27 protein-coding genes are annotated in these 24738 nt (G+C 67.1%); 5 read left to right on the forward strand and 22 right to left on the reverse strand.

Annotation, left to right across the window (positions count from 1 at the left end; genetic code table 11):
* Window position 1: 1 nt before the first annotated feature.
* The 6 genes from nuoF to G6N66_RS05440 are packed head-to-tail and all read right to left on the reverse strand — an operon-like array spanning window position 2 to window position 5068.
* Window positions 2–1321, reverse strand: a complete 1320-nt coding sequence (gene nuoF / locus G6N66_RS05415; RefSeq protein ID WP_085234114.1) for an NADH-quinone oxidoreductase subunit NuoF — start codon at window positions 1319–1321, stop codon at window positions 2–4.
* Window positions 1318–2094, reverse strand: a complete 777-nt coding sequence (gene nuoE / locus G6N66_RS05420; protein ID WP_085234115.1) for an NADH-quinone oxidoreductase subunit NuoE — start codon at window positions 2092–2094, stop codon at window positions 1318–1320. Before nuoE ends, nuoF begins: the two co-directional genes overlap by 4 nt.
* Window positions 2091–3389 (reverse strand): NADH dehydrogenase (quinone) subunit D, encoded by a 1299-nt coding sequence (nuoD, locus tag G6N66_RS05425; RefSeq protein ID WP_085234116.1) that lies wholly within the window; start codon window positions 3387–3389, stop codon window positions 2091–2093. Before nuoD ends, nuoE begins: the two co-directional genes overlap by 4 nt.
* A gap of 16 nt (window positions 3390–3405) precedes the next feature.
* A complete protein-coding gene (locus G6N66_RS05430) occupies window positions 3406–4131 on the reverse strand; it encodes an NADH-quinone oxidoreductase subunit C (protein WP_085234117.1) in 726 nt (241 codons plus the stop codon).
* Window positions 4128–4682, reverse strand: a complete 555-nt coding sequence (locus G6N66_RS05435; RefSeq protein ID WP_085234118.1) for a NuoB/complex I 20 kDa subunit family protein — start codon at window positions 4680–4682, stop codon at window positions 4128–4130. The genes G6N66_RS05430 and G6N66_RS05435 overlap by 4 nt, the downstream gene beginning before the upstream one ends.
* 8 nt (window positions 4683–4690) lie before the next feature.
* The gene (locus G6N66_RS05440) at window positions 4691–5068 is read right to left on the reverse strand and encodes an NADH-quinone oxidoreductase subunit A (protein WP_085234119.1); all 378 of its coding nucleotides are present in this window, start codon (window positions 5066–5068) and stop codon (window positions 4691–4693) included.
* A 302-nt stretch (window positions 5069–5370) separates the two neighbouring features.
* Between G6N66_RS05440 and G6N66_RS05445 the strand changes: the two genes are divergently transcribed.
* Window positions 5371–6810, forward strand: coding sequence for a PPE family protein (locus G6N66_RS05445; protein ID WP_085234120.1), 1440 nt, complete (start codon window positions 5371–5373; stop codon window positions 6808–6810).
* 9 nt (window positions 6811–6819) lie between these two features.
* Here the strand turns inward: G6N66_RS05445 and G6N66_RS05450 are convergent, their stop codons facing one another.
* From G6N66_RS05450 to G6N66_RS05495, 10 genes are read right to left on the reverse strand one after another with little or no spacing between them, the layout of a single operon-like run.
* On the reverse strand, window positions 6820–7221 hold the full coding sequence (locus G6N66_RS05450; protein WP_085234121.1) for an Rv3143 family two-component system response regulator: 402 nt from the start codon (window positions 7219–7221) through the stop codon (window positions 6820–6822).
* 30 nt (window positions 7222–7251) lie between these two features.
* Window positions 7252–7788 carry a YceI family protein gene (locus G6N66_RS05455; protein WP_169721527.1) on the reverse strand — a complete coding sequence of 179 codons (537 nt, stop codon included), beginning with the start codon at window positions 7786–7788 and terminating at the stop codon, window positions 7252–7254.
* A gap of 16 nt (window positions 7789–7804) precedes the next feature.
* On the reverse strand, window positions 7805–8209 hold the full coding sequence (locus G6N66_RS05460) for a nuclear transport factor 2 family protein (protein WP_085234122.1): 405 nt from the start codon (window positions 8207–8209) through the stop codon (window positions 7805–7807).
* Window positions 8206–9579: a phosphotransferase family protein gene (locus G6N66_RS05465; protein ID WP_085234123.1), complete on the reverse strand. Its 1374-nt coding sequence runs from the start codon at window positions 9577–9579 to the stop codon at window positions 8206–8208. The genes G6N66_RS05460 and G6N66_RS05465 overlap by 4 nt, the downstream gene beginning before the upstream one ends.
* Window positions 9576–10814 carry an acyl-CoA dehydrogenase family protein gene (locus tag G6N66_RS05470; RefSeq protein WP_085234124.1) on the reverse strand — a complete coding sequence of 413 codons (1239 nt, stop codon included), beginning with the start codon at window positions 10812–10814 and terminating at the stop codon, window positions 9576–9578. The genes G6N66_RS05465 and G6N66_RS05470 overlap by 4 nt, the downstream gene beginning before the upstream one ends.
* A gap of 11 nt (window positions 10815–10825) precedes the next feature.
* Window positions 10826–11446, reverse strand: coding sequence for a TetR/AcrR family transcriptional regulator (locus G6N66_RS05475; RefSeq protein WP_085234125.1), 621 nt, complete (start codon window positions 11444–11446; stop codon window positions 10826–10828).
* On the reverse strand, window positions 11446–12342 hold the full coding sequence (locus G6N66_RS05480) for a hydroxymethylglutaryl-CoA lyase (protein WP_085234126.1): 897 nt from the start codon (window positions 12340–12342) through the stop codon (window positions 11446–11448). Before G6N66_RS05480 ends, G6N66_RS05475 begins: the two co-directional genes overlap by 1 nt.
* Entirely contained in the window at window positions 12339–13544 is a 1206-nt protein-coding gene (locus G6N66_RS05485) for a CaiB/BaiF CoA transferase family protein (protein ID WP_085234127.1), read from the reverse strand. The genes G6N66_RS05480 and G6N66_RS05485 overlap by 4 nt, the downstream gene beginning before the upstream one ends.
* On the reverse strand, window positions 13541–14728 hold the full coding sequence (locus tag G6N66_RS05490; RefSeq protein ID WP_372515714.1) for an alpha/beta hydrolase: 1188 nt from the start codon (window positions 14726–14728) through the stop codon (window positions 13541–13543). The genes G6N66_RS05485 and G6N66_RS05490 overlap by 4 nt, the downstream gene beginning before the upstream one ends.
* 10 nt (window positions 14729–14738) lie before the next feature.
* Window positions 14739–15851 (reverse strand): homogentisate 1,2-dioxygenase, encoded by a 1113-nt coding sequence (locus tag G6N66_RS05495; RefSeq protein WP_085234129.1) that lies wholly within the window; start codon window positions 15849–15851, stop codon window positions 14739–14741.
* Window positions 15852–16028: 177 nt separating this feature from the next.
* On the opposite strand from G6N66_RS05495, the gene G6N66_RS05500 reads away from it, so the two are divergent.
* Window positions 16029–17039, forward strand: coding sequence for a YVTN family beta-propeller repeat protein (locus tag G6N66_RS05500; RefSeq protein ID WP_085234130.1), 1011 nt, complete (start codon window positions 16029–16031; stop codon window positions 17037–17039).
* Here the strand turns inward: G6N66_RS05500 and G6N66_RS05505 are convergent.
* Window positions 17036–18004, reverse strand: coding sequence for an NADPH:quinone oxidoreductase family protein (locus G6N66_RS05505; protein WP_085234131.1), 969 nt, complete (start codon window positions 18002–18004; stop codon window positions 17036–17038). The two genes, G6N66_RS05500 and G6N66_RS05505, sit on opposite strands and share 4 nt — an antisense overlap.
* Before the next feature lie 43 nt (window positions 18005–18047).
* On the opposite strand from G6N66_RS05505, the gene G6N66_RS05510 reads away from it, so the two are divergent.
* Window positions 18048–18908 (forward strand): oxidoreductase, encoded by an 861-nt coding sequence (locus G6N66_RS05510; protein WP_085234132.1) that lies wholly within the window; start codon window positions 18048–18050, stop codon window positions 18906–18908.
* Window positions 18908–19444 (forward strand): arsinothricin resistance N-acetyltransferase ArsN1 family B, encoded by a 537-nt coding sequence (locus tag G6N66_RS05515; protein ID WP_085234133.1) that lies wholly within the window; start codon window positions 18908–18910, stop codon window positions 19442–19444. The genes G6N66_RS05510 and G6N66_RS05515 overlap by 1 nt, the downstream gene beginning before the upstream one ends.
* Here G6N66_RS05515 and G6N66_RS05520 read toward each other — a convergent pair.
* The 3 genes from G6N66_RS05520 to hisN all read right to left on the reverse strand — a co-directional run bounded on the left by G6N66_RS05520 (window position 19437) and on the right by hisN (window position 22931).
* Window positions 19437–20639 (reverse strand): acyl-CoA dehydrogenase family protein, encoded by a 1203-nt coding sequence (locus tag G6N66_RS05520; protein ID WP_085234134.1) that lies wholly within the window; start codon window positions 20637–20639, stop codon window positions 19437–19439. The two genes, G6N66_RS05515 and G6N66_RS05520, sit on opposite strands and share 8 nt — an antisense overlap.
* 21 nt (window positions 20640–20660) lie before the next feature.
* Window positions 20661–22058 carry an acyl-CoA dehydrogenase family protein gene (locus G6N66_RS05525; RefSeq protein WP_085234135.1) on the reverse strand — a complete coding sequence of 466 codons (1398 nt, stop codon included), beginning with the start codon at window positions 22056–22058 and terminating at the stop codon, window positions 20661–20663.
* A gap of 84 nt (window positions 22059–22142) precedes the next feature.
* Window positions 22143–22931, reverse strand: a complete 789-nt coding sequence (gene hisN / locus G6N66_RS05530) for a histidinol-phosphatase (protein ID WP_085234160.1) — start codon at window positions 22929–22931, stop codon at window positions 22143–22145.
* Between the two features lie 49 nt (window positions 22932–22980).
* Between hisN and G6N66_RS05535 the strand changes: the two genes are divergently transcribed.
* Window positions 22981–23340: a hypothetical protein gene (locus tag G6N66_RS05535; protein ID WP_139825320.1), complete on the forward strand. Its 360-nt coding sequence runs from the start codon at window positions 22981–22983 to the stop codon at window positions 23338–23340.
* Here G6N66_RS05535 and G6N66_RS05540 read toward each other — a convergent pair.
* Window positions 23324–24061, reverse strand: coding sequence for a slipin family protein (locus tag G6N66_RS05540; RefSeq protein ID WP_276013088.1), 738 nt, complete (start codon window positions 24059–24061; stop codon window positions 23324–23326). The two genes, G6N66_RS05535 and G6N66_RS05540, sit on opposite strands and share 17 nt — an antisense overlap.
* Before the next feature lie 56 nt (window positions 24062–24117).
* Window positions 24118–24738 carry a hypothetical protein gene (locus G6N66_RS05545; RefSeq protein WP_085234137.1) on the reverse strand — a complete coding sequence of 207 codons (621 nt, stop codon included), beginning with the start codon at window positions 24736–24738 and terminating at the stop codon, window positions 24118–24120.

Consider the following 24738-nt stretch of genomic DNA (forward strand, 5'->3'; position numbering starts at 1 on the left):
CTCAGGCCTTTCCATTCGCGGTCAGCATGGAGTCTTTCGGATCGAACGGGCATCCGCCGCCCTCGACGTGGGCGATGTACTCGTCGCGGAAGTATTTGATCGACGACGACACCGGGCTGGCCGCGCCATCGCCCAACGCGCAGAACGACTTTCCCAAGATGGCGTCGGCGATATCCAACAGCTTGTCGATATCCTCGTGCGTGCCCTTGCCGGTTTCCAGCCGCTCGTAGATCTGGTCCAGCCAGTACGTGCCCTCCCGGCACGGCGTGCACTTCCCGCACGACTCGTGTCGGTAGAACTCGGTCCAGCGCCACACCGCGCGCACCACGCACGTCGTCTCGTCGAAGATCTCTAAAGCTTTGGTGCCCAGCATCGAACCGGCCGCACCCACGCCCTCGTAGTCCAGCGGCACGTCGAGGTGCTCGGCGGTGAGCAACGGCGTCGAGGACCCGCCGGGTGTCCAGAACTTCAGCTGGTGGCCGGCGCGCACGCCGCCGGCGTAGTCGAGCAACTCGCGCAGCGTGATGCCCAGCGGCGCCTCGTACTGGCCCGGGTTGGTCACGTGACCGGACAGCGAAAACAGCGTGAACCCAGGCGATTTCTCGGTGCCCATGGACCGAAACCAGTCGACGCCGTTGAGGATGATCGACGGCACGCTGGCAATGGTTTCGACGTTGTTGATCACCGTGGGGCAGCCGTACAGGCCCGCGACGGCGGGGAAGGGCGGGCGCAGCCGCGGCTGGCCGCGCTTGCCCTCCAGCGAGTCCAACAGCGCGGTCTCCTCGCCGCAGATGTAGGCGCCCGCGCCGGCGTGCACCACCAGCTCCAGGTCGTAACCGGAGCCGTTGATGTTGCGGCCCAAAAAGCCCGCGGCGTACGCCTCGGCCACCGCGTTCTGCAGGCGGCGCAACACCGGCAGCACCTCACCCCGCACGTAGATGAAGGCGTGGCTCGCGCGGATCGCATACGAGGCGATGATCACGCCCTCGACGAGCACGTGCGGTGTCGCCAGCATCAGTGGAATGTCTTTGCACGTACCGGGTTCCGACTCGTCGGCGTTGACGACCAGGTAGTGCGGCTTGGCGGCGGCACCGGTATCGCCCTGCGGGATGAACGACCATTTCGTGCCGGTGGAGAAGCCCGCGCCGCCGCGCCCGCGCAGACCCGAGTCCTTCACGGCGCCGATCACCGCGTCGGGCTCCATCGCCAGCGCCTTCGCCATGGCCTTGTACCCGTCATGGCGTTGATAAGTCTTTAGGGTCCACGACTCGGGGTCGTCCCAGTACCGGCTGATCACCGGTGTCAACGGGGTTGCGGTCATGACTGGTCCTCCGGCGCGGTCGGCGCCTCCATGCCGTGTTCCTTCGCCACCCGCAGGCCGGCCAACGTGGCCGCACCGGCGCCGCCCTGGCCCTGGTCGGGGCGCTCGTCGCGCAGGCCCGCCAGGATCCGCGACGTCTGGCGGAAGCCGCACAGCGGCGCGCCGCGGGTGGGGTCCTTGGGTTTGCCGGCGCGCAGTGAGTCGACGAGTTCGCGCGCCGACTCGCAGGTCTGGTTGTCGAAGAACTCCCAGTTGACCATCACCACCGGCGCGAAGTCGCAGGCCGCGTTGCACTCGATGTGCTGCAGGGTGATGGACCCGTCGTCGGTGGTCTGGTCGTTGCCGATGCCGAGATGCTCTTTGAGTTCGGCGAAGATGGCGTCGCCGCCCATCACGGCGCACAGCGTGTTGGTGCAGACGCCGACCAGGTATTCGCCGGTGGGTCCGCGGCGGTACATGGTGTAGAAGGTCGCCACCGCGGACACCTGCGCGCTGGTCAGCCCGAGCTGGCTGGCGCAGAATTCCAGTCCCGCCGGGGTGATGTAGGAGTCCTCGCCCTGCACCAGGTGCAGCAACGGCAACAGGGCCGAGCCCTTGTTCGGGTAACGGCCGATGATCTCCTTGGCCTCGACCTCGAGCCGGGCCTGTACGTCGGGTGAGTACGACTGGGGCGCGCCCTCGACGACGAACTGGTTGGGCTCCTCGGGCGGCGGTCCGAGGCGGAGGAATACCCGCTCGCCGCTGCCGGATACGTCGCCGCTGCTCGCCGTCATCGGTCGACCCCGCCCATGACCGGGTCGATGCTGGCGACCGCGGCGATCAGGTCGGCGACCATGCCGCCCTCGCACATCGCCGCGACCGACTGCAGGTTGGTGAAGGACGGATCGCGGTAGTGCACGCGGTAGGGGCGAGTGCCGCCGTCGCTGACCATGTGCACGCCGAGCTCTCCGCGCGGGGATTCGACGGCCACATAGACCTGGCCGGCCGGCACCCGGATGCCCTCGGTGACGAGTTTGAAGTGGTGGATCAGTGCCTCCATCGAGCCGGTCATGATCTTGGCGATGTGCTCCGGGGAGTTGCCCATGCCGTCCGGGCCGACCTTCAAATCGGCCGGCCAGGCGATCTTGCGGTCCTCCACCATGGTCGGCCCGGGCTGCAACTTGTCCAGGCACTGCTCGACGATCTTGACCGACTCCCACATCTCCTTGACGCGAATCATGTAGCGCCCGTAGGCATCACACCCGTCGTCGGTGATGACGTCGAACTCGTAGTCCTGGTATCCGCAGTAGGGCTCGGTTTTGCGCAGGTCGTGGGGCAATCCGGTGGCACGCAGGATCGGGCCGGTGATGCCCAGCGCCATGCAGCCGGTGAGGTCCAGGTAGCCGACGCCTTCGGTGCGGGCCTTCCAGATGGCGTTCTCGTTCAGCAGGTCGCCCATCTCGCGCAGCACGACGCGCAATTCCTTGAGCGCGTCGGAGATCTCGGTCTTGGCGTCCGGCGGTAGGTCCTGCGCCACGCCGCCCGGGCGGATGTAGGCGCTGTTCATCCGCAGGCCGGTGATCGACTCGAAGAGGGTGAGGACGATCTCGCGTCCGCGGAACCCGACGAACATCGGCGTCATCGCGCCCAGCTCCATGCCGCCGGTCGCCAGCGCGACCAGATGCGACGAGATCCGGTTGAGCTCCATCATCATGACCCGGATGACGTTGACCCGCTCCGGGATCTCATCGGTGATGCCGAGCAGCTTCTCCACACCCAGGCAGTAGGCGGCCTCGTTGAAGAACGGCGACAGGTAATCCATCCGGGTCACGAACGTGACCCCCTGCGTCCAATACCGGTACTCGAGGTTTTTCTCGATTCCGGTGTGCAGGTAGCCGATTCCGCATCGGACCTCGGTGACTGTTTCGCCTTCGATCTCGAGGATCAGCCGCAGCACGCCGTGTGTGGACGGGTGCTGGGGCCCCATGTTGACGACGATGCGTTCGCCGGGATCCGCGTTGCGGGCGGCGTCGACGATCTGTTCCCAATCCTGCCCGCCGGCGACTAAAACGGTTTCGGTTTCGGTCATCTCTGGTTTTCCAACATCAGTTGTAGGCTCTCCGCTCGTCGGGCGGGGGTATCTGTGCGCCCTTGTACTCGACTGGAATTCCGCCGAGTGGGTAGTCCTTGCGCTGCGGATGCCCGTGCCAGTCGTCGGGCATCTCGATTCGGGTCAACGACGGGTGCCCATCGAAGATGATGCCGAAAAAGTCGTAGGTCTCACGCTCGTGCCAGTCGTTGGTCGGGTAGATCCCGAACAGCGATGGGATGTGCGGATCACTGTCCGGCGCAGCCACTTCCAGCCGGAGCCGACGGTTATGCGTGATCGACTGCAGCGGATAGACGGCGTGCAGTTCCCGGCCGGTCTCGTGCGGGTAGTGCACCCCGTTGACGCCCAGGCACATCTCGAAGCGCAGCTCCGGCTCGTCGCGCAGCAGCTGGGCGACTTGGGGCAACAGTTCGCGGCGCACGTGCAGGGTCAGCTCGTCGCGGTCCACGACGACCTTCTCGATCGCGGTGTCGAATTCGATTTCGCGGCGCTGCAACGCCTCGGCCAGCCGGTCGGCGATGTCGTCGAAGTAGCCGCCGTACGGCCGCGGACTGCTGCCCGGGAGCGTGATCTCGCGAACCAGCCGGCCGTAGCCGGTGGTGTCGCCGCTGCCGGCGACGCCGAACATGCCGCGGCGGACGTCGATCACTTCGCCCCCGGTGGTTGGGGTTCCTCCTACTTCGGCCGCGGCTCGCTTCGGGTCCTTTTCGGGAGAGCTCATCGCAGCAGTCCGTGCATCTCGATCGTGGGCTTGGCCGACAGCGCGGCCTGCTCGGCCGCGGCGATGGCCTCTTCCCGGTTGACGCCCAACGGCATTTCCTGAATCTTCTCGTGCAGCTTGAGGATTGCGTGCAACAGCATCTCCGGCCGCGGCGGGCAGCCGGGCAGGTAGATGTCCACCGGCACGACGTGGTCGACGCCCTGCACGATCGAGTAGTTGTTGAACATCCCGCCCGACGACGCGCAGACACCCATGGCCAGAACCCATTTCGGCTCGCCCATCTGGTCGTAGATTTGACGCAACACCGGCGCCATTTTCTGGCTGACCCGTCCGGCCACGATCATCAGGTCGGCCTGCCGTGGTGTCGCCGAGAAGCGCTCCATCCCGAACCGGGCGATGTCAAACCTCGGCCCGGCGGTCGCCATCATCTCGATCGCGCAGCAGGCCAACCCGAACGTCGCCGGCCACAGCGAGTTCTTGCGGACGTAGCCGGCCACCTTTTCGACGGTCGACAGCAGGATGCCACCGGGCAGCTGTTCTTCCAGGCCCACGTCTTACCTCAATCCCAAGTCAGGCCCCCGCGGCGCCACACGTACGCGTAGGCCACGAAGACCGTGAGCATGAATATCACCATTTCGACCAGTGCGAACGTCCCGAGTGCGTCGTAGCTGACCGCCCATGGATACAAGAACACGATTTCGATGTCGAAGACGATAAATAGCATTGCGGTCAGGTAATACTTCACCGGGAACCGCTGCCCGGCCGTCGCGTTCGGGCCACTGACCGATGTCTCGGTCGGCTCGATCCCGCATTCGTAGGCAGCCAGCTTGGACCGGTTGTATCTGTGCGGGCCGGCGATGCTCGCGATCCCGACCGAGCCCACGGCAAAAGCGGCCGCGATCCCTCCGAGAACCAGGATGGGTAGGTAGGCGTTCAACTCGCTCCAAAGTCCGTCATACGGGCCGCCACCAAACCCCTTTGGTGGCGGCCGGGCGGGTGGCCGGGCTGCTGTGACGGACCGGGCTTGTGGGCCGTCGCAGTGACCTTCAACATAGCGTCGCGAGGGGCGGAGCCTGTGCCCGGGGTCGGCCTCATGATCCAACGCTCGCGGGGGTTGTGCAAAGCGAACGGATTTGCCTCGAAATCCGAACAGCCGGGGGTGCCGCCGAATACGATGATGAACTCGGTGCTTGGGCCGGTGCCGAAGCCTTCTGGTGCACGAATAGATGCGGGGCGCGGATGGATTTTTTGGTGCTAGGGCCCGAGGTCAACTCGCTGCGAATGTTCTCCGGCACGGGTTCTGGGCCGATGCTGGCGGCCGCGAGTGCGTGGGAGGGGTTGGCCGCCGAGCTGCAGTCCGCGGCGACATCGTTCGGGTCGGTGGTCTCGGGCATGATCAGCGGGCCCTGGCAGGGTCCGTCGGCCGCGGCGATGCAAACGGCGGCCGCCCCCTATGTGGCCTGGCTGAGCGCGGCGACGTCGGCGGCCGAGCGCTCGGCCAGCCAGATCCGGGCGGCGGCCGGGGCGTTCGAGGTGGCGTTCGCCGCGACGGTGCATCCGGCGGCGGTCGCGGCCAACCGCGCGCAATTGGTGTCGCTGGTCAGGTCGAATTTGCTGGGGCTGAACGCGCCGGGGATCGCGGCGATCGAGGCCGACTACGAACAGATGTGGGCCCAGGACGTCGCCGCGATGGTGGGCTATCACGGGGCGGCGTCGGCGGCCGTCGGCGAGCTGATGCCGTGGACGTCCTTGCAGGGGCTGTCACAAGGCGCGTCGGCCGCCGCGGCGTCATCCGTGTCATCCGTGTCATCCGTGTCATCGAACATCGTCCGTATCAGCGTGGCCCCGGCCTACATCTTCGAAAACCAGCCGTGGCTTGCGCCGCTGCTCAACCTGCCGTCGTATTCGGTCCTCGCCTCAGGAGTTGGCGAGAACTGGTTCCCCGGCACGACGCCGACGGTGGTGAAATACCCGGCCACCGCGGGTCTGATCAGCGGCTTCTTCAAAGCCACCGCCGATCAGTCGATGGCCGCCGGCGTGAAGGCGTTGAACGACGACATCATGGCCGCCGTCACCGCCAACCCCGACGGGAAGGTGGTGGTCGCGGGCGCCTCGCTCGGCGCCATGACCAGCGACCGCGAGCAGGCCTATCTGGTCGCCCATCTTGACGGCGCGCCGTCACCCGACCAGTTGTCGTTCGTCGAATTCGCCAACCCTGAGCGCGGCATCGCCGACACGTACGTTCCCGCCGGCTTCCATGTCCCGCTGCTGGGATACACCGTGCAAAACCCGACGTCGGCGAGTCCGTACAACACGACGATCATCTACCACCAGTACGAGGGGTTATCCAACCCGCCGGACCGGCCGTGGAACCTACTGGCCGACGCGAACGCTATGGCGGGCGTCAACCACTACCACCTCAATACGGAGTTCACCTCGCAGACTCAGGTGGTCGAGGTGTCCTCGGTGACGAACTCCGCGGGCGGGACCACGACCACCTACATGATCCCGGCATCGATCCTTCCGATGCTGCTGCCGCTGCAAACGTTCGGTGTGCCGGAGCCGATCGTCGAGCACCTGAACACCGTGCTGACACCGATGGTCAATGCGGGCTATTCGCAGTACGACCCGACGGGCGGTCCGTACTTCAGTCACGGCCAGCTGATCTGGCCCAGTTAGCCGGGCGGTCTATTGCACCGGGGCGCGTAGCAGCCCGAGCACCGTGCGGCCCAGCACGATGGGGCCGACGGGATGGGGCACCGAGGCTTCGGCGCGCGACCAACTGGCCAGCCACGCGTCGTCTCGGCGCCCAGTGAGGACCACGATCGGCGGGCACACCTCGAGTTCGTCTTTCAGCTGTTTGGCGATCCCCATGCCGCCGGTCGGCGTCGCCTCCCCGTCCAGGATGGCCAGGTCGATACCGCCGGCGTCCATCTGCTGGATCACCATCGGGCCGGTGGCCACCTCGACGTAGCTCAGCTCGGGCAGATCGGGGTGCAGCTGTGTGCCCAACGCGCGCATCACGTCCTGGCGGGTCTGGACGTTGTTGCTGTAGACGAGGATCCGCAGGGTGACGGTGGACTCTGGCACGCTGCAGATGGTACTGGTTTCCGCGCGGCCCTACCGGGGTGCCCGCACGAAGACGGTGTCCGCCGCCACCGTCGCCGTCGCACTCATCACGCCCAGCTTGTTCCAGCCCAGGCCGAACCGGGCTCGATCGACCTTGGTTTCGCCGGATATCCGCACCGAGCCGTCATCGAGCTCGGTGACCTTGACCGGCAGCGGCACCGGCTCGTCGTTGCCCTTGATGGTGAAGTTGGCGCGCAGCTCGGCGGCATTCCCGGTGGTCGGCCGCAAGGCGGTGACGACGACGCTGATGTCGGGGTAGCGCTCGACATCGAAGAAGTCCGGCGAGCACAGGTGCCGGTCGCGGCGCCCGATCCCGGTGCGCAGCGAGGCCGCGCGAATGTCCAGCCTGCCGTAGACCGCGCCGTTGCCGGTGAGTTGCCCGTCGCCGCTGAACTCGGTGAACCGGCCTTTGACGCGCAGCAGGCCCCACATGTTCCCGATCTTGAAGGTGATGGCCGAGCGATCCGGCACCAGGTTCCACACGCCGGCCATGTCGGGATCCAGCAGCAGTGTTTCCAGCGTCGTCACGGACGCGCACCCTCTCTCAGTCGAGCAGCGGGCCGATCCCCGCGGGGTCGAAGTACTCGTCGATCCGGTTGATCAAGTTGTCTGGGCCCACCTTGATCACGATGCAGACCCGCAATGAGATCGATTGTCCGGCGTGCCCGGTGGCGTGCAAGATGTGCTGCTGCACGAAGCCCCGCACGGTTGGGCCGTCGAACACTTGACGATCGAGGATCTCATAGCGGCGCTCGGTGGTGGCGCCGATGAACCAGTCGATGACGCGCAGCGCGCGCTCCTTGTCGTCGTCGCGGCGCGCACCGGGCCGCCAGACGGCGATATCGGCGCTCCACAGCGAATTCACCGCGGCCCCATCGCCGTTCTCGATCGCGGTGAACAAGCGGTCGGCCACGTCGATGACGGCTGAGGTATCGGGGCTGGGGGTCACGGGGCTGGCTCCTTTTCGCTGTCGTATCCGGGATGCGCGACGGCCAATCGGCGTCGCACCAGCGTTCGCAGGCAGGCGATGACGGCCGGGCCGGGCCGATCCCCAAGCTCGCCCGTGCGCATGGCGGCGGCAAGCCCGGCCTCGTCGGCGAAGCCCTGCTCGGCCAGGGCGGCGCGCACGTGCGAGTCATCGGTGTCCAGCAGCTCGCGCTCGACCATGCGCAGCGCGTTGGCGGCGACCCGGGCATGGAAGTTGACCTGGCCGCTTGTCTCTTGCCGGACAGCGGTTTCCAGGAATTCGGCGACCGCCGCCACCAGTTCGGCCGCCGTCGGCCGGCCGTGCAACGCGTCGTCGGACCGCGCCCGCGCGGGTTCCGTGGGCGGTACCTGGCTCGCGTCGAGCAGGTCGAGCAGGTCCCATTCGTTCTCGCACACCCGGCGGCCGATGGTGGCCAGTTCCACCGAGCGGGTGTGTCCGCTCAGGTGACGCTCGGCCTGGTACCGGCAGATGATGCCCCAGCGCAGGGTGGCCAACACCAGCCACCAGCGAAACGCCTCGCGGTCCACGGCGGTCCCGCTGGCCTCCTGGTAATCCCGCAGGAAGTCGTCGATGCTGCCGAGCCCCCCGGCGCCGTGGCTGGCCGGAGCGCCGAACCGCCAGGCCCGGACGCAGAACCACGCCAGGTCTTCGTAGCGGTCGCCGACGTGCACCAGCTCCCAGTCGAGCACGGCGGCGAGGTCGGATCCGTCGACGATCAGGTTGCCCATCCGGAAATCGCCGTGCACCAGCACCGGTTCCGACGGGGGTGCCCGGTGCGCGGCCAGCCAGCGAAACGCCCACTCGAACGTCGCGGTGGTGTCACCCATGGCATCGAGGCGCGCGCGCCATTCCGCCAGCTGGTCTTCGCGGGTCAGAGCGGGGCCGCCGGCCCGGTCGATAGCGGCGCGGTGGATGGCGGCCAGCGCCTGCGCGCACTGGCGTAGCAGCCGGGCGCGGCCCTGTGGTCCATCCCCGGCGTCGAGCTGGCGCTGGATGCGCCGCACGATGGTCTCGCCCTTGATCTCATTGCAGATCAGAAACGGATTGCCCAGTGCGGCAGGCGAATCGTCGGCGACCAGGATGTCCGGTACGGGTGCGCCCGCCGCGGCGGCCGCGGCCTGGGCGCGGGCTTCGAGTTCCATACTGGCGTGCATATCGTCGGGCGGCCCGGTCCGCAGGATCAGCGACCGGCGGTCCGCGCCGCTGCCGGCCTCGAAGGCCCACGTGCTGCGGCTGGCCCCACCGGTCAGTGCGCGCAGATTGTCGACCGTTACGTCCGCGCCGAGTGCGTCCGTCAGCACCCCTCGCAGTTTGGCTTCAAGCTCACTCACTTGGTGCCGAACTTGAACAGTCGCTGCGCCACCCGCCGGATCTGAATCTCCTCGGCGCCCTCGGTGATTCGGTAGCGACGGTGATGGCGGTAGATGTGTTCGAAGGGCTCGTGACGGCTGTAGCCGAGGCCGCCGAAGATCTGCATGGCCCGGTCGGCGGCGTCACAGACCAACCGATTGGCGCGGTAGTTGGCCATCGATACCTTGTCGGAGACCTCCATGTGGTGGTCGCGGTCGAGGTGCCAGGCCGCGTAATGCACCAACAAACGCACCATCTGGGCTTCGGTCTGCAGCTCGGCAAGCGGCCATTGCACCGCCTGGTTGACCGACAACGGCTTGCCGAACACGACGCGCTTCGCGGCATAGTCGGCGGCTCGATCGATGCAGTATTGCGCCGCGCCCAGACTGCTGGCGGCTTGCCGAATCCGGTTCTCGTGCAAGAAGGTTTGGGCGACCTCGAGGCCACGATCCACCTCGCCGAGCACCGCGTCTGCGGGCACCCGCACATCGGTCAACTCGACTTCCCCGTGGTCGGTGGGCATGTTGAACGTCCACCAGTAGTACGGCACGTTGAACCCGTCCGCATCGGTGGGGACGAGGAAGGCGGTGATGCCCCGGGCCTGCCCGGGCTCGCCGGAAGTGCGGGCAAAGATCAGGTCGTGCGTCGCGCGGTGCACACCGGTGTTGAACCGCTTGGAGCCGTTGATGACCCAGCTGTCGCCGTCCGGCTTGGCGTAGGTTTCCAGCCAGGTCGCGTCCGAGCCGTGTTGTGGTTCGGTGAGACCGAAGGCCATCGAGCGTTGCCCGGTGATCAGCGCCTCGGACCAAACGCTGCGTTGCTCGTCGGTGCCGAAGCGCTCCATCATGATCACCTGCGGGAAGTTCCCGACGATCGAGGACTCGTTCTGCAGGTCGTTGTGCAGGCCGAGTCCCTTGTGCGCCAGGTGTTCCCGGATGACGGCCATGTCCACGTTGGTGCCGTCGCGGCCGCCGAGGGATGCCGGCAACCCGTAACGCAACCAGCCCGCCCGGTCGGCTCGCCGGCGCATCTCGGCGAGCAGTTCCTCCCACTCGGCCGTCGGGATGCCGTCGTTGTCCCAATCGGTGCGCGCATGCTCGCGACGCTGGTCGAAGTACTGCATGTTCTCGGCCTGCAGCGGAGCGATCTCACGTTCGATGAAGGCATCCATCTCGGCAAGCAGTCCCGGAAGGTGTTCGGGCAGTGCGAAATCCATTTCTGCGCTCCTTAGATGCCGTACAGGGTTTTCTTCCAGACCGTGGATAAGGTGGTGATCGCGTCCTCGTCGCTGATTTCCATCCCGAGGCATTCCGGTCCGGAGCGACCGGCGAAAACGGTGGTGAAGTTCTCGAACAGCAACGCGATGGCGGCGGCGGTGTGCTCGGGATGCAGGTCGCGACCGTAGCCCTGCCCCTGGACGTGTCGCACGGAATCGGCCACGATGTCCATGCCGAAGCGTCGAAATTCGTTCTGCACCACGGCGAATCGCTGCTGGGTCGCGGCCAGTTGCGCCACCGCGATCATGATGCCGATGTTCTGCTTGAACATGTTCCAGTAGCCGGTGACCACCGAGGTGAAGAACTCGCTGTCCTCGGGTGAGGTCGGCAAGGCGACGGTCGACCCGGAGGGCGCGACGACATCGCGGAGGAACGATTCGGCGAGGGCGGCAAGCAGGTCTTCCTTGTCGGCGAAGTATCGGTAGAAGACCGCCGGTGACTTGCCGGCGGCCGACGTGATGTCGGCCAGGGTGGTGCCGTGAAAGCCCCTTTCGGCGAACAGCTTTCGCGCCGCCTGCTCGATGGCCTGCCTGGTTTGGCGGCCCTTCGAGGTGAGCGTGTCGGTGGGCATCAAGCCTGGATCCGGTCGCCGGCGCGCAGCAGGGCGCTCGGCAGGTCGTGACCGACAACGGATTTCGCGACTTCGGCCGCGGCGATGGCGGCCTGCAAATCGATGTCGACGTCGATGTCGCTGTCGCGCAGCAGGTACACCAGGTCCTCGGTGGCGATGTTGCCGGTGGCGCCCGGCGCGAACGGGCAGCCGCCCAGCCCGCCGACCGAGGCGTCCAGGCGGGTGACGCCGGCGCTGACCGCCGCGTAGGCGCTGGCCAGCCCGGCGCCGCGGGTGTTGTGGAAATGCCCGCCCAACGGCATGTCGCCGATGACCGGACGCACTTGGGCGATCAGCGAACTCACCCGCCCCGGGGTGGCGGTGCCGATGGTGTCGGCGATGGAGAGCCGGTCGACGCCGCGGTCGCGGGCGGCCGCCGCGATGTCAAGTACGCGCTGCGGCGGAGTGGGGCCTTCGAAGGGGGAGTCCCAGGCGGTGGCCACCACGACCTCGACGGTGAGCTGGGCGTCGTGCGCGATGGCGACGATCTCGTCGATCTGCGCGGTCGCCTCCGCGCTGGTGCGCCCGACATTGGCCTTGCTGAAGGTGTCGTCGGCCGCGATGACGTACTCGATCGACCGCAGCCCGGCCGCGACCGCCCGCTTGGCGCCATTGGGGCTAGCTACCAACGCCGAGAACTCGATGTCGGGGTAGTTGTCCAGCTCCGCGGCCAGCTCGGCGGCGTCGGCCATCGACGGCACCTTCGACGGCGACACGAACGCGGTGGCCTCCACCTCGCGTACGCCGGTGGCGGCCACCGCGGCCAGCAGCTCCAGCTTGGCCGACAACGGGATTGGCTTTTCGATCTGCAAGCCGTCGCGCAGTGCGACCTCGCGAATGTCCACGTGCTGCGTCATAAGACCTCCTCGGCGCGCAACTGTTCGAGCTCCTCGGCGGTCTTGCCCAGCAGTCCGATATAGACGTCGTCGTTGTGCTGTCCAGGTCGGGCCGGGCCGGCGTTGCGGACACTGCCCGGTGATTCGGAGAGCAGCGGAACGATCCCGGGACCCAGCACGGGCCGTTCGACTCGTTCGTCGAAGTGCTCGACCAGCATGCCCCGTGCCCGCAGTTGTGGGTCGTCGACCACCTCGGCGACGGTGTTGATCGGCCCCGCGATCACCCCTGCGGCCGATAGTGTTTCGATGATCTCGCCGGGTGCACGCTCGGCGGCCCACGCGCCGATGATTTCGTCGAGTTCGTCTTGATTGCGGCCGCGGGCCACGTGGGTGGCGAATCGGTCGTCGGTGGCCAGTTCGGCGCGCCCCATCGCCTTGCACAACCGGGCGAAGACGGTGTCCTGATTGGCGGCGATCACCACCCACGAGCCGTCGGCGCTGCGGTAGATGTTGGACGGCGCGATGCCCTCCAACCGGGTGCCCGACGGTCCGCGCACGACCCCACCGAGGTCGTAGTCCGGGATGGTGGATTCTTGGACCGCCAAACAGGATTCGGTCAACGCGACATCGACCACCTGACCGCGGCCGGTGACGCTGCGCCGGTAGAGGGCGGCGAGCGCACCCTGGGCGCCGAACATGCCGGCCAGGCTGTCGCCCAGTGACAGCGCCAGCCGCGGCGGCGGCCCGCCGGGAAAGCCGTTGAGGTGCCGCAGCCCGCTGGCCGCTTCGGCCACCGAGGCGTAACCGGCCTTGTGCGCGTCGGGTCCGGTCTGCCCGTAGCCGGACACCCGCACCAGAATGATGCCCGAATTGCGTTCGCACAGCACGTCGTAGCCGAGGTTCCACTTTTCCAGCGTGCCGGGTCGGAAGTTTTCCACCACGATGTCGGATTTCTCGACGAGATCAAGGAACAGCTCGCGGCCGCGCGGCCGGCGCAGGTCGAGCGTGATCGCCCTCTTGTTGCGGGCATGCACGGTCCAGAAGACGTGGTGACCGTCGAGTTCGGCCTGGCCCCAGGTGCGCAACGGATCCGGCGCGCCGGGCGGTTCCACCTTGATGACGTCGGCGCCCATGTCGCCGAGCAGCCGGCCGGCGAACGGTCCGGCGATCAGGGTGCCCAGCTCGAGCACCCGGATGCCGTCCAGCGCACCGGTGGCCGTCATTCAGCGCTCGCGAAGTCGTGGCGCACAAGCCAATCGGTCACGATCCCGACGGCCTGACGTAGCTTGTCGCGTTGGTCCGGGCCGGCGTAATAATGTGTGGCGCCGGGGATTTCGTGCATCTCCTTGTCGGGGTGGCCGATGGCCTCGAAGAGCCGCCGGGTGTGGCTAGGCGTGCACGCGTCGTCGGCGAGGTTGCCGATCACCAGCGCCGGGATGGCGATGTCGGGCCCGCAGTCCACCGCGTCACCCCTGGCTTCGTCGTAACTCCACTGCGACAGCCAGCCACGCAACGTCGAAAAGCGCGCCAGCCCAACGGGGCTCATGTTCACCACCTGGGGATCCCCGAGGTAACACGTTCCCGGCACGCGTTCGTTGGGGTCGACGGCGGGATCCAGCCAGCGCGGGTCGGCCATGGTGCCGTGCACCACGAACCCGAACTCGTCATCCGGGCGCCCGGCCGCTCGCAGCTCGGCGAGTTTGTCCTTGACCCACGCGGTGATGCGGCGGTTGCGGTCGATCTGAGCTTGCCGATAGCGCGCCAGGAACTCTTCGGTGTACGGCGGCTGGTTGGGGTTGTCGGGGTTGTACAGGTCCAGCTCGGGATCGCGCTTGGTGGGGTCGGATTCGTCGAGGATGGACGCGTCCAGCCATTCGGTGAGCGTGCCGTGTCGGCTGATGTGCGCGGCCAGCAGCATGATGCCGTCGGCGGGGATCAGGTCCAACTGCGTCAGGTCGGGGCCGTCGCCGGTCGGGCTGGACGTGATGGTCGGGTGCTGGGCCTGCTGCTGGTAGAACACCGACAGCGAGCCGCCGCCACTCCAGCCCGCCAGCACCACCTTCGTATAGCCCAGCCGGTTCTTGGCGTCCTTGATGCACTCGCCGAGATCCTCGACCACCTTCTCCATCAGCAGCGCCGAATCCGTGCCGCGGAATCGGCTGTTGCAGTAGATGACGTGGTGGCCCGCACGGGCCAGCGCGTTGATCATCGGCAGGTAGGCGCCGCCGCCGATCGGGTGCATGAACACCAGCACGGTGTCCGATGGCTTGTCCTTCGGCTTGAGCAAATAGCTTTCCAGCACGGTGATCTCGGCCAGCCCGCCGTAAACGTCGCGGACACCGGAATTGTTTTGGAACGCAACCAAATAGGGGATGCGTTCGTAGTCGTGCTTGACGGCCTGCATCATGCGAGTCATGTCAGTGTTGTCCCAGGTCGTGTGCGAGCACTTCCGGTGATGGTGTCAATCGGCGGCGGGTGTCGACCGCGATCACCTGCCAGTCGACGCGGGAATGCTCGTCGAACTTGCGGCGCGCTCGTTCGCGCGCCTTCTCCGGCGCACCGTGGTGAACCCCTTGCGGCGCATGGGTAATCAGGCCCGGCGGCATCGGGATGCCGTACAGCGAGCCGCCGTGAAAGAAGGCGATCTCGTCGTAGTCGACGTTGCGGTGATACCAGGGCGTGCGTTCGGTGCCCCGCACACCTTCGGCCGGTCGGGGCAGAAAGTTCATCACGTAGACGCCGGTGGCTTGCATGAAGAGATGCACCGTGGGCGGCAGGTGGACACTGTCGGAGGTGATCACGTTGTAGTCGGCGATGTTGAAGGTGAACGCGAAGTTGTCACCGCGCCAGCCTTCGACGTCGATCGGATTGTGTTGGTAGTACAGCGTTGTCGGGCCGCATTCATGCACCAGCCGGACCTCGTACTCGTCGCGGCATCCTAGACCCGGGGGGTCGTCGATCGGTTCGGGTTCGGGGATGGTGGCCTGCGACGGGTCGAATGGGAAGTGCCGGCCCAACGGACCGGGCGGCGGCACCCGGAATTCGTCGGTGGCCTCGACCATCAGCAGTGTGGTCTCGCCGTTCGTCGAATCCGGGAGCTGACGCCACGTGCACGCCTTAGGAATGTAGACCCAGTCGCCCTCGCGGTAACGCAGCGGCCCGAACTCGGTCTCCAGCAGGCCGGCGCCCCGGTGCACAAAGCACAGCAGATCCCCGTCGATGTGGCGGGTGTAGAAGGGCATCGGCTCGTGCCGGCGGCTGAGCAGGATGCGGCAATCGGCGTTGCTGAACATCAGCAACGGCCCACCGTTGGCGTCGGCGGCGTCGTCGGGTTTGAGCTCGCTGGACAGCACGTCGACGGGGCGCAGCGGGCCGACCGCCCGGTAGGCGGTGGGGTCGTGGCGGCGATAGATGTTGGCGGTGCGGCCGGTGAACCCGCCCCGGCCGAGTTCGTCGTCCTTGAGTCCGTCCAAGTCGGCGTGCAGTCGGTGGGGGGTCGTTCCTTTTCGGAGGTGGACGAAGGATTCCATGGGCGCTCCCAAGTGGTGCTCAGCCGCGGTGAACCAGAACTGAAAGTGACATTAGTTTTCCTTTTGGTCCCGCACAAGGGCCGTGGGGCGTCGTATTTGCTCGCCACATATTTGCTTCCCGGTCTGCTTGTGCTTTGATTCGCGACGGGGTTCGCCAACCGACCCAGGAGGTAAGCCATGAAGCACGTCGCCTTCCTAACGTATCCGCTCATCGTGGCGGCGCTGATCGCCGGCGGTTGTTCGTCGAAGGGGACCGGCACGCAGTCCTCGGGCCCGGCGTCGGGTCAGTCTGGGGCCCCGGCAGCAGGGCCGAAGGTCACCGCGACCGTCACGGTCGGGAAGAGCCCGAACGACGTCGCGGTGGATCCGGTCGGCAAGCTCGTGTACGTCACCAACTCCGGCGACGACACGGTGTCGGTGATCGATGCCTCGTCCAACGCCGTGAAGACCTCGATCAAGGTCGGAAAGAAGCCCGCGGGCATCGCGATTGATCCGCAGGCCAAGAAGGCCGTCGTCGCCAACAGCGACGACGGCTCGGTCACGATCGTCGACACCGGGTCCAACATCGTCGTCGCTGCCGGGGTCAAGGTCGGGCAGGGCCCCGATGCGGTGGCGGTGTATCCGGACACCCACACCGCCTACGTCGCCAACGAAAACGACGGCTCGGTGTCGGTGATCGACATGGCTGCCGGCACGGTCGGCGCCACCGTCCCGGTCGGGAAAAAGCCGGACGGAGTGGCCGTGGACCCGGCCACCCGCACCGTGTATGTCAGCAACGCCGACGACAACTCGGTCACGGTGATCGACACGGCGTCGCGCCAGGTCGTGGCCACCATCCCGGTCGGCAGGGGCCCGACCTGGGTGCAGGTGGTCAACGGATCGGCCTACGTCACCACCGCCGGTGACAACGCGCTTTCGGTGATCGACACCGCGTCGCGCGCGGTCGTCCAGACCATCCCGGTCGGAAGAACGCCCAACGGTTGGGTGGCGGACCCGAGCACCCACACCGCGTACATCACCAATTCTCAAGACGATTCGATGTCGGTCGTCGACCCGCAGGCCCGCAAGATCACCGCCACCGTCAAGGTCGGAAAAGGCCCGGACGGCATCGCCGTGGACACGGCCACGCACATCGTCTACACCGCCAACGCGGGGGATGGCACGGTGTCGGTGGTCAGCGCCGGCTAGCGGACGCGCAAAACCACCTTGCCTTTGGCGGTGCGCTTCTCCAGCGACGCGACCGCGGCGGCGGCCTCGTCCAGGGGGTAGACGTCGGGCTCCGGCGGGGCCAGCTTGCCCGAGGAGAGTAGCTCGGAGAGCCCGGTCCACTGTTCGGTCAGCGCTCCCGGGTGGGTGCCGGCCCACGCCCCCCACCCAACACCGACCACGTCAACGTTGTTGAGCAACAAGCGATTTACCTTGACCGTGGGAATCTCACCGCCGGTAAAGCCGACGACCAGTAGGCGCCCACCGGGCGCGAGGGAGCGCAGCGAATCGGTGAACCGATCCCCGCCGACCGGGTCGACCACCATGTCGACACCGCGGCCGTGGGTCAGCTCCTTGACCGCGTCCTTGAATCCCTCGGCCAACACCACGTCGGTCGCGCCAGCGGCCGTGGCGATCCGCCCCTTCTCCTCGGTGCTGACCACCGCGATGGTGCGCGATGCCCCGAGCACCGGCGCCAGGCGCAGTGTCGAGGTGCCGATCCCGCCCGCCGCGCCGTGCACCAGCACCGTCTCGCCCTGCTGCAGGCGGCCGCGCACCGTCAACGCGAAGTACATCGTCAGGTCGTTGAACAACAGGCCGGCGCCAGCCTCGAAGCTGACGTTGTCGGGCAGCTTGAAGGCCCGGTCCGGGGCCAACATCGCGACCTCGGCCATGCCGCCGGATAGCATCGTCAGGCCCACGACGCGGTCCCCGGGACCCACCTCGGCGCCGTCCGGCGCGGATCGCACCACCCCGGCGATTTCGGCGCCGAGGATGAACGGCGGGTCGGGCCGGTACTGGTAGAGCCCCCGGGTGAGCAGCGCGTCGGGGAACGCCACCCCGGCGGCGTGCACGTCGACGAGCACGCCCTCCCCGCTGGGTTCCTCGACCTCGGTCACTTCGATCGCTTCTGGACCTTCTAGCCGAGTCACCCGTGCTGCGCGCATGCCGGATAGCCTACTTGCGGCGGTTCGACGCTAATCTGCCCCCATGGATCAGTTTCCGCTTGGCGGTTTCACGGTCGCCCGCATCGGGTTCGGCGCGATGCAACTGCCGGGACCGGGCGTGATGGGGCCCCCGCGTGATCGCGACGAGGCGCTGGCCGTGCTGAGGCGGGCGGTCGAACTCGGGGTGAATCACATCGACACCGCCCAGTTCTACGGTCCCGACGTTGCGAACGAGCTCATCAGGGAGGCGCTGCATCCGTACCCGCAGAACCTGGCGCTGGTCAGCAAGGTCGGGGGGCGGCGCGACGAAGCCGGGGCCTGGCTGCCGCTATCCGATCCCGCGGATATGCGCCGAGACATCGAGGCCAATTTGCGCACCCTCGGAGTTGACCAGCTCGCTGCGGTCAACTTGCGGCTATTTGAGAGCGAAGCGCCGGATCAGCTGTTCGACGACCAGCTTTCGGCGATGATCGCGGCCCGCGAGGAAGGCTTGATCGGCGGAATCGGACTCAGCGAAGTCACCCGTGAGCACCTGCTGCACGCCTTGGAACGTACCGAGATCGTCTGTGTGCAAAACGCTTTCAACCTGGTGCACCGCGCATCGACGCCCGTGTTGGACGAGTGCGTGGCGCGCGGCATCGCCTTCGTACCGTTCTTTCCGCTGGGCGCGGCGTTCAGCGGGCCCAACAATCCGGTGCTCGGCAACGACGTGCTGAAGAGCGCCGCCGAACGACTCGGGCGCACGCCGGCGCAGGTGGCGTTGGCCTGGACGTTGAGCGTGGCACCCAACGTCCTTTTGATTCCGGGAACCTCGTCGGTGTCGCATCTGGAGGAAAACCTCGCCGTCGGCGATATCGAACTCGACGACGACACCCGCGAGCAGCTCAACGCCGTCGCCGCGTAATGCCGCCGCTCGTCCGCCCCGCGACCGAAGCCGACGCCGCCGCATGCGCCGAGATCTATCGGCCGTATGTGTTGGACACCGTCATCACCTTTGAAACCGAACCGCCGACCGTGGCGGAGATGGCGGCGCGTATCGCGGCCGCCGAGGTGATGTACGAGTGGCTGGTGTGCGAGGTCGACGGGAAGGTCGCGGGTTATGCCTATGCGCACCAATTCAATCCGCGGGCAGCGTATCAGTGGTCGGCGGAGACGAGCATCTACATGGCGCGCGACTGCGTGCGCCGCGGCGGGGGGCGGACACTGTATGCCGAATTGCTGAGCCGGCTGACGAAACGCGGCTTTCGGCGGGCCTTCGCCGGCATCGCCCAACCCAACCAAGCCAGCATCGCATTCCATGAGTCGTTCGGGTTCCGGCCGGTGGGCCACTACCAGCGGGTCGGATGGAAACTCGGCGGCTGGCACGACGTGCAGTGGTGGCAGCTCGACTTGGTCGCCCCCGACGACGAGGTCGACCCGCCGACCGAGATCGCTACTTGAGCTCGGCCGACGACAGGCCCAGCAGTCGGCGGGCCACCACCAGCTGCTGAATCTGCTGGGTGCCCTCGAAGATGTCCAGGATCTTCGAGTCGCGTCCCCACTTCTCCAGCATCGACTGCTCGGAATAGCCTGTGGTGCCCGCCATTTCGACGGCTTTGAGGGTGACATCGCTGGCCATCCGGCCGGCTTTCGCCTTGCTCATCGACGCTTCTTTGGAGTTGGGGATGTTGTTGTCGGCCTGCCATGCCGCCCGCAGCGTCAGCAGGTAGCTGGCCTCCCAGTCCGCCTCCATCCGCAAAAACTCTGCCGCGGCGGCACTTTGGGCGTGCGATGGTTGGTCATAGGAGATTTCCACGCCGGCGTCGGTGAGGATCCTGCGGATTTCCTCCAGGGCGGCGCGCCCGACCCCGATGGCCATGCCGGCCACGATCGGGCGGGTGTTGTCGAAGGTCTCCATCACCCCCGAAAAGCCCTTGCCGACTTCGATTTCGGGATTGCCCAGCAGGTTCTCCTTGGGGATGCGGGCGTTGTCGAAGCGGATCACGGCGGTATCCGAGCCCTTGATGCCGAGCTTCTTCTCGAGCCGTTCGACCGTCACGCCGGGGTGCTCGCGCGGCACGATGAACGACTTGATGGCGGGCCGGCCCACCGATTTGTCCAGCGTGGCCCACACCACGATGTGGGTGGCGCGCGACCCGGCGGTGACGAAGATCTTCTCGCCGTTGATCACGTACTCGTCGCCGTCCAGCTTGGCCGTGGTGGACACCGCCGCGGAGTCCGATCCGAATCCCGGTTCGGTGATCGCCATCGCGGCCCACACTTTGCCCAGGCGCTGCAGCTGCTCGTCGGTGGCCACCGCGGATATGGCCGCGTTGCCCAGTCCCTGATACGGAATCGACAGCATCATCGCGACATCGCCCCAACTGGCCTCGATCGCCTGCACCAGCGCGGCCATGTTGGAGCCGTTGTGATTTTGCTCCTTCTCGCCCTCGTCGCGTAGGCCATCCGCCCCGGCGAACGGCACCGACTCGGCGGCTCCCTCGAACAGGCTGATCAGCGTGTCGAGTTCGACCGGGTAGGCGTGTTCCTTCAGGTCGTACTTGCGTGCGATCGGGCGCATGAACTCCGCCGCGCCCTGATGGGTCTTGGTGATCACCGCTTGCAGCTTGCGGGGAAGCTCCAGATTGATTGCCATGATTGATCTTTCGGCTCGGAATCAGATGAGAACGACGCCCTCGGCGACGCCGATGGCCCGCAGGTCGCGGTACCAGCGTTCGACCGGGTGTTCCTTGGTGTAGCCGTGGCCGCCGAGCAATTGCACTCCGTCCAAACCGATTTGCATGCCCTTGTCGGCGCCGAGGCGCTTGGCCAGAGCGGCCTCGCGGGCGAACGGCAGGCCCTGTTCGGCGCGCGCCGCGCCGCGCCAGGTGATCAGCCGCAGCCCGTCCAGCTCGATGGCGATGTTGGCGCACATGAACGCCACGGCCTGACGGCGGGCGATCGGCTCGCCGAATGCCTGGCGTTCCTTCACGTACGGCACGACATAGTCGAGCACCGCGTGCGAGGTGCCGACCGCCAGTGCCGCCCAGCCCAGCCGGGACAACGCGATCGCCTCGGAATAGTCGGCATCGGTGGCCTCGTCCTCGCCGAGGCGCGCACTCAGCGGCACCGTCACCCCGGACAGCTCGACCTGGCCCAGGGCCGCGGCGCGAATCCCCATGCTCGGGTCCGCCTTGACGGTCAGGCCTTTCGCGGCCGACTCGACGATGAACAGCGCCGGCTTGCCGTTCAGTTGCGCCCCGACGATGAACAGCTCGGCGTCGGCCGCGGCCGGTACCAAGGACTTGACCCCGTCGAGTCGGTACCCGCTGGGGGTCCGCGTCGCGGTGGTCGCCAGGCGGGTGGGGTCGAACAGCGGCTGCGGTTCGGCGATGGCGACACAGGCTTGCGGGACGTTCTCGCCGGCGAACTCGTTCAGGTAGGTGGCCTGCTGGTCGGCGCTGCCCCAGTGGGTCAGCGCGGACGCGACCCCGCCGGGGGCCAGGATCGGTAGCGCCAGGCCCATGTCGCCGTAGGCCAGCGCCTCGGCCACCAGCACGTTGGTCACGCTGGAGCGGTGGGTGGCGATGCCGTCGAAGTCCTCGGGGATGTTGATGGCCGTGACGCCCAGCTCGGCGGCCTTGGCGATCAGGTCGCGCGGGTAGGCCGCCGCCCCGTCGGCGTCGTGCGCGGCGGGCCGCAGGACCTCCTCGGCGAACTCCTCGAGGGTTTCGACGATGAGCTTCTGGTCTTCGTCGGGCGTCAGGTCGAAGTAATCCTTGCCGCTGGCCTTCAGCCGGGTCGGTCCGCCGCGCAAGCTCTGCACGCGCTTGAACTGACGGCCGGTGGCGGCGGCGGTGGAGAACACGGTCTTCGTGCCGTAGCGCAGGGTCCGGTTGAGCGGATCGCGCAGATGGTACTTGTCCAGGAAGTCCTGGCCCATGATCGGAGCCAGCACCGCCAGCGCGATGTCGATCCCGGTCCGTTTGTGCGGCTGCATCCCGACGCCGTTCTCCCGGCCGCGCCGCTTACGGCGGCGGGAGGAAGGCTTCGTGGTGGTGGCGGTGTCAGTCATGTCGGCTGCCTCGGTCGTTGGGGCAATGCGAATAAACCCTATCTTACTCCGGAGTAAGATAGGTGGGGCCCGCTGTTAGTAATTTCACACGGATGCGGCGTTGAGCCTGCTCAGCACGTCTTGATGCAAGAGGCCGTTGGTCGCGACGGCGCTGCCACCGTGCGGGCCGGGCGCACCGTCCAGGCTGGTGAACTGGCCTCCGGCCTCGCGCACCAGGATGTCCAGCGCGGCCAGGTCCCACACCGACACTTCCGGTTCGGCGGCGACGTCGACGGCCCCCTCGGCCACCAGGCAATAGGACAGGAAGTCGCCGTAGGCGCGCACCCGCCACACGGCATCGGTCAACGCGATGAACTGCTCGCGGGAGCCGCGCTGCGCCCACCCCGACAAGCTCGAGAACGACAGGCTGGCCGAACCCAGCTCGGCCACCGCGGACACCGACAACCGCCGGCCTTCACCGTTGTCGACGGCCACGAACGCGCCCTGGCCGTGCGCCGCCCACCACCGGCGCTGCAGCGCGGGCGCGCTCACCACGCCGACCGTCGGGACGCCGTCTTCGAGCAGCGCGATCAAACTCGCCCACACGGGCACCCCGCGCACGAAATTCTTGGTGCCGTCGATCGGGTCGACGATCCACTGCCGCCCGCTGAAAGCCGTTGTGCCGCCGAACTCTTCACCCAGAATGCTGTCGCCGGGCCGCTCGCGCCCGAGTACCTTGCGCACGTCGGCTTCGACCGCACGATCGGCGTCGGTGACCGGCGTCAGATCCGGTTTGGTGTCAATACTCAGGTCGAGCGCGCCGAACCGGGCCCGAGTCAGCGCATCCGCGCGGTCGGCCAGCGTCAGCGCCAGCTCAAGGTCGTCGTGACTCATGCGCCGCTCCTGATCATCGCTGCGCTCTGCATCGTCGCCGGCGGGACTCATGCAGCAGTCCTACCATGGCCGGGTGTGGGAAATTGGCTTGCTGTTCTTGTTGCTCGCGGTCCTGGGCGTGCTGCTGGCCCAGCGGTTCGTGCCGAGAGGCCCGCGCGGCGACCTGGCCAGCGGCACGCTGCTGGTGACCGGGGTCAGCCCGCGACCCGACGCCACCGGCGAGCAATTCGTCACCATCGCCGGTGTGATCAACGGGCCCACCGTCGACGAGCACGCGGTGTATCAGCGGATGGCGGTCGACGTCGACCACTGGCCGACCATCGGCCAACTGATGCCGGTGGTGTATTCGCTGAAGAACCCGGACAATTGGCGCTTCGCGCCGCCCGAACCCGTCAACCCCGGTGGTTGAAGCTATCGGCAATGCCCTGCAGCATCTCCGGGTTCCGCAGAAACGGCGTGATGATGTCGACCGGCAGCGGGAACACCACCGTCGAGTTCTGGTCGGCACCCAACTCCAGCAGTGTTTGCAGATAGCGCAATTGCAACGACGCCGGGCTCTTCGACAGGGTCTCGGCGGCCTGCCGCAGCTCCTCCGAGGCCTGCAGCTCCCCGCGGGCGTTGATCACCTTGGCGCGACGCTCGCGTTCGGCTTCGGCTTCGCGGGCCATGGCCCGTTGCATCGACTCGGGAATCTCGACATCCTTGATCTCCACCACACGAACCTGCACACCCCACGGCTCGGTCATCTTTTCGATGATCGTGCGCAGGTCGCTGTTGAGGTCTTCCCGGTGCGCCAACAGGGTGTCCAGGTCGGCGCGGCCCAGCAGCGATCGCAACGTCGTCTGGGCGATCTGCGACGTGGCGACCGCGTAGTTCTCGACCGCCAGGATCGCCTTGAGCGGGTCCGTCACCTGAAACATCACCACCGCGTTGACGCGGGCCGGCACGTTGTCGCGGGTGATCACCTCCTGCGGCGGAATGGTCAGCGTCACCACCCGCTGGTCGACGCGAATCATCTTGTCCACCAGCGGAATCAAGAATCGAAGCCCGGCGGAATACAACGGCCGGGCATGGCCCATCCGGAACACCACCCCACGTTCGTATTCACGCAGCACCACCAGCGACACCATGGCAAGCGCTACCAGCACCACCACTGCCGCCACCACGAGGCCAACCACTACACCGGTCACGGTTTCTCCTTGTCTTGCCAGCTTCCCCAGCGCGTGGAGTAGCGATCGATCGCGGCGGCCACCTGGTCCTCCTGCGCGGTGCGGTGCGGCAGGTAATCGGGCGCGTTGGACGGCGTGTTCCACAGATGGCTGGCCAGTGGCAGGCCCAGCAGCACGGCGAGCAGTATGGCGCCCACCAACACCAGCACCTCACTGCCGGAGTGGTTGGCGATCAACGTTGCCGAGGGCAGTAGGACGCCGAATGCTGCTACGCTGCAGGCGATCCCGCGGTGAAACCGCCCGGCGTCCGAATGTGGCCACGGATCTATCTCGCGACTGATCTCGCGGCCGTGATCCGATGTGGTGCAACGGGATTTGACCGGACAGCTGTTGCATACCACCGGCAGTGCCCGATATCGCATCACCCGGTGCTTCGGATCGAACGACGTCGGCCACAGCCAGTGATTCTGCGGGCAAACCCAGGCGTCGTGGTCGGGTCGGTAGGCGAATTGACCCGTGCGCCAACGGGCGGCATGCGCCGAGGCCCGTCGGGCCATCGCGTCGAAACTCCACGCGATGACCACCAGCGCCAGCGAATACCCGGCAATCAGCCAAACCGATGTGGCCGGGGGAGCCAT

The organism is Mycobacterium conspicuum (assembly GCF_010730195.1).
Lineage (GTDB): Bacteria > Actinomycetota > Actinomycetes > Mycobacteriales > Mycobacteriaceae > Mycobacterium > Mycobacterium conspicuum.

What these genes read in the sequence shown, in the direction of transcription:
- nuoF (WP_085234114.1), bottom strand. Translation starts at nt 1,321, where the DNA reads ATGACCGCAACCCCGTTGACACCGGTGATCAGCCGGTACTGGGACGAC.
- nuoE (WP_085234115.1), bottom strand. Translation starts at nt 2,094, where the DNA reads ATGACGGCGAGCAGCGGCGACGTATCCGGCAGCGGCGAGCGGGTATTC.
- nuoD (WP_085234116.1), bottom strand. Translation starts at nt 3,389, where the DNA reads ATGACCGAAACCGAAACCGTTTTAGTCGCCGGCGGGCAGGATTGGGAA.
- G6N66_RS05430 (WP_085234117.1), bottom strand. Translation starts at nt 4,131, where the DNA reads ATGAGCTCTCCCGAAAAGGACCCGAAGCGAGCCGCGGCCGAAGTAGGA.
- G6N66_RS05445 (WP_085234120.1), top strand. Translation starts at nt 5,371, where the DNA reads ATGGATTTTTTGGTGCTAGGGCCCGAGGTCAACTCGCTGCGAATGTTC.
- G6N66_RS05470 (WP_085234124.1), bottom strand. Translation starts at nt 10,814, where the DNA reads ATGGATTTCGCACTGCCCGAACACCTTCCGGGACTGCTTGCCGAGATG.
- G6N66_RS05475 (WP_085234125.1), bottom strand. Translation starts at nt 11,446, where the DNA reads ATGCCCACCGACACGCTCACCTCGAAGGGCCGCCAAACCAGGCAGGCC.
- G6N66_RS05480 (WP_085234126.1), bottom strand. Translation starts at nt 12,342, where the DNA reads ATGACGCAGCACGTGGACATTCGCGAGGTCGCACTGCGCGACGGCTTG.
- G6N66_RS05485 (WP_085234127.1), bottom strand. Translation starts at nt 13,544, where the DNA reads ATGACGGCCACCGGTGCGCTGGACGGCATCCGGGTGCTCGAGCTGGGC.
- G6N66_RS05490 (WP_372515714.1), bottom strand. Translation starts at nt 14,728, where the DNA reads ATGATGCAGGCCGTCAAGCACGACTACGAACGCATCCCCTATTTGGTT.
- G6N66_RS05495 (WP_085234129.1), bottom strand. Translation starts at nt 15,851, where the DNA reads ATGGAATCCTTCGTCCACCTCCGAAAAGGAACGACCCCCCACCGACTG.
- G6N66_RS05500 (WP_085234130.1), top strand. Translation starts at nt 16,029, where the DNA reads ATGAAGCACGTCGCCTTCCTAACGTATCCGCTCATCGTGGCGGCGCTG.
- G6N66_RS05505 (WP_085234131.1), bottom strand. Translation starts at nt 18,004, where the DNA reads ATGCGCGCAGCACGGGTGACTCGGCTAGAAGGTCCAGAAGCGATCGAA.
- G6N66_RS05510 (WP_085234132.1), top strand. Translation starts at nt 18,048, where the DNA reads ATGGATCAGTTTCCGCTTGGCGGTTTCACGGTCGCCCGCATCGGGTTC.
- G6N66_RS05515 (WP_085234133.1), top strand. Translation starts at nt 18,908, where the DNA reads ATGCCGCCGCTCGTCCGCCCCGCGACCGAAGCCGACGCCGCCGCATGC.
- G6N66_RS05520 (WP_085234134.1), bottom strand. Translation starts at nt 20,639, where the DNA reads ATGGCAATCAATCTGGAGCTTCCCCGCAAGCTGCAAGCGGTGATCACC.
- G6N66_RS05525 (WP_085234135.1), bottom strand. Translation starts at nt 22,058, where the DNA reads ATGACTGACACCGCCACCACCACGAAGCCTTCCTCCCGCCGCCGTAAG.
- hisN (WP_085234160.1), bottom strand. Translation starts at nt 22,931, where the DNA reads ATGAGTCACGACGACCTTGAGCTGGCGCTGACGCTGGCCGACCGCGCG.
- G6N66_RS05535 (WP_139825320.1), top strand. Translation starts at nt 22,981, where the DNA reads ATGCAGCAGTCCTACCATGGCCGGGTGTGGGAAATTGGCTTGCTGTTC.
- G6N66_RS05540 (WP_276013088.1), bottom strand. Translation starts at nt 24,061, where the DNA reads ATGGTGTCGCTGGTGGTGCTGCGTGAATACGAACGTGGGGTGGTGTTC.
- G6N66_RS05545 (WP_085234137.1), bottom strand. Translation starts at nt 24,738, where the DNA reads ATGGCTCCCCCGGCCACATCGGTTTGGCTGATTGCCGGGTATTCGCTG.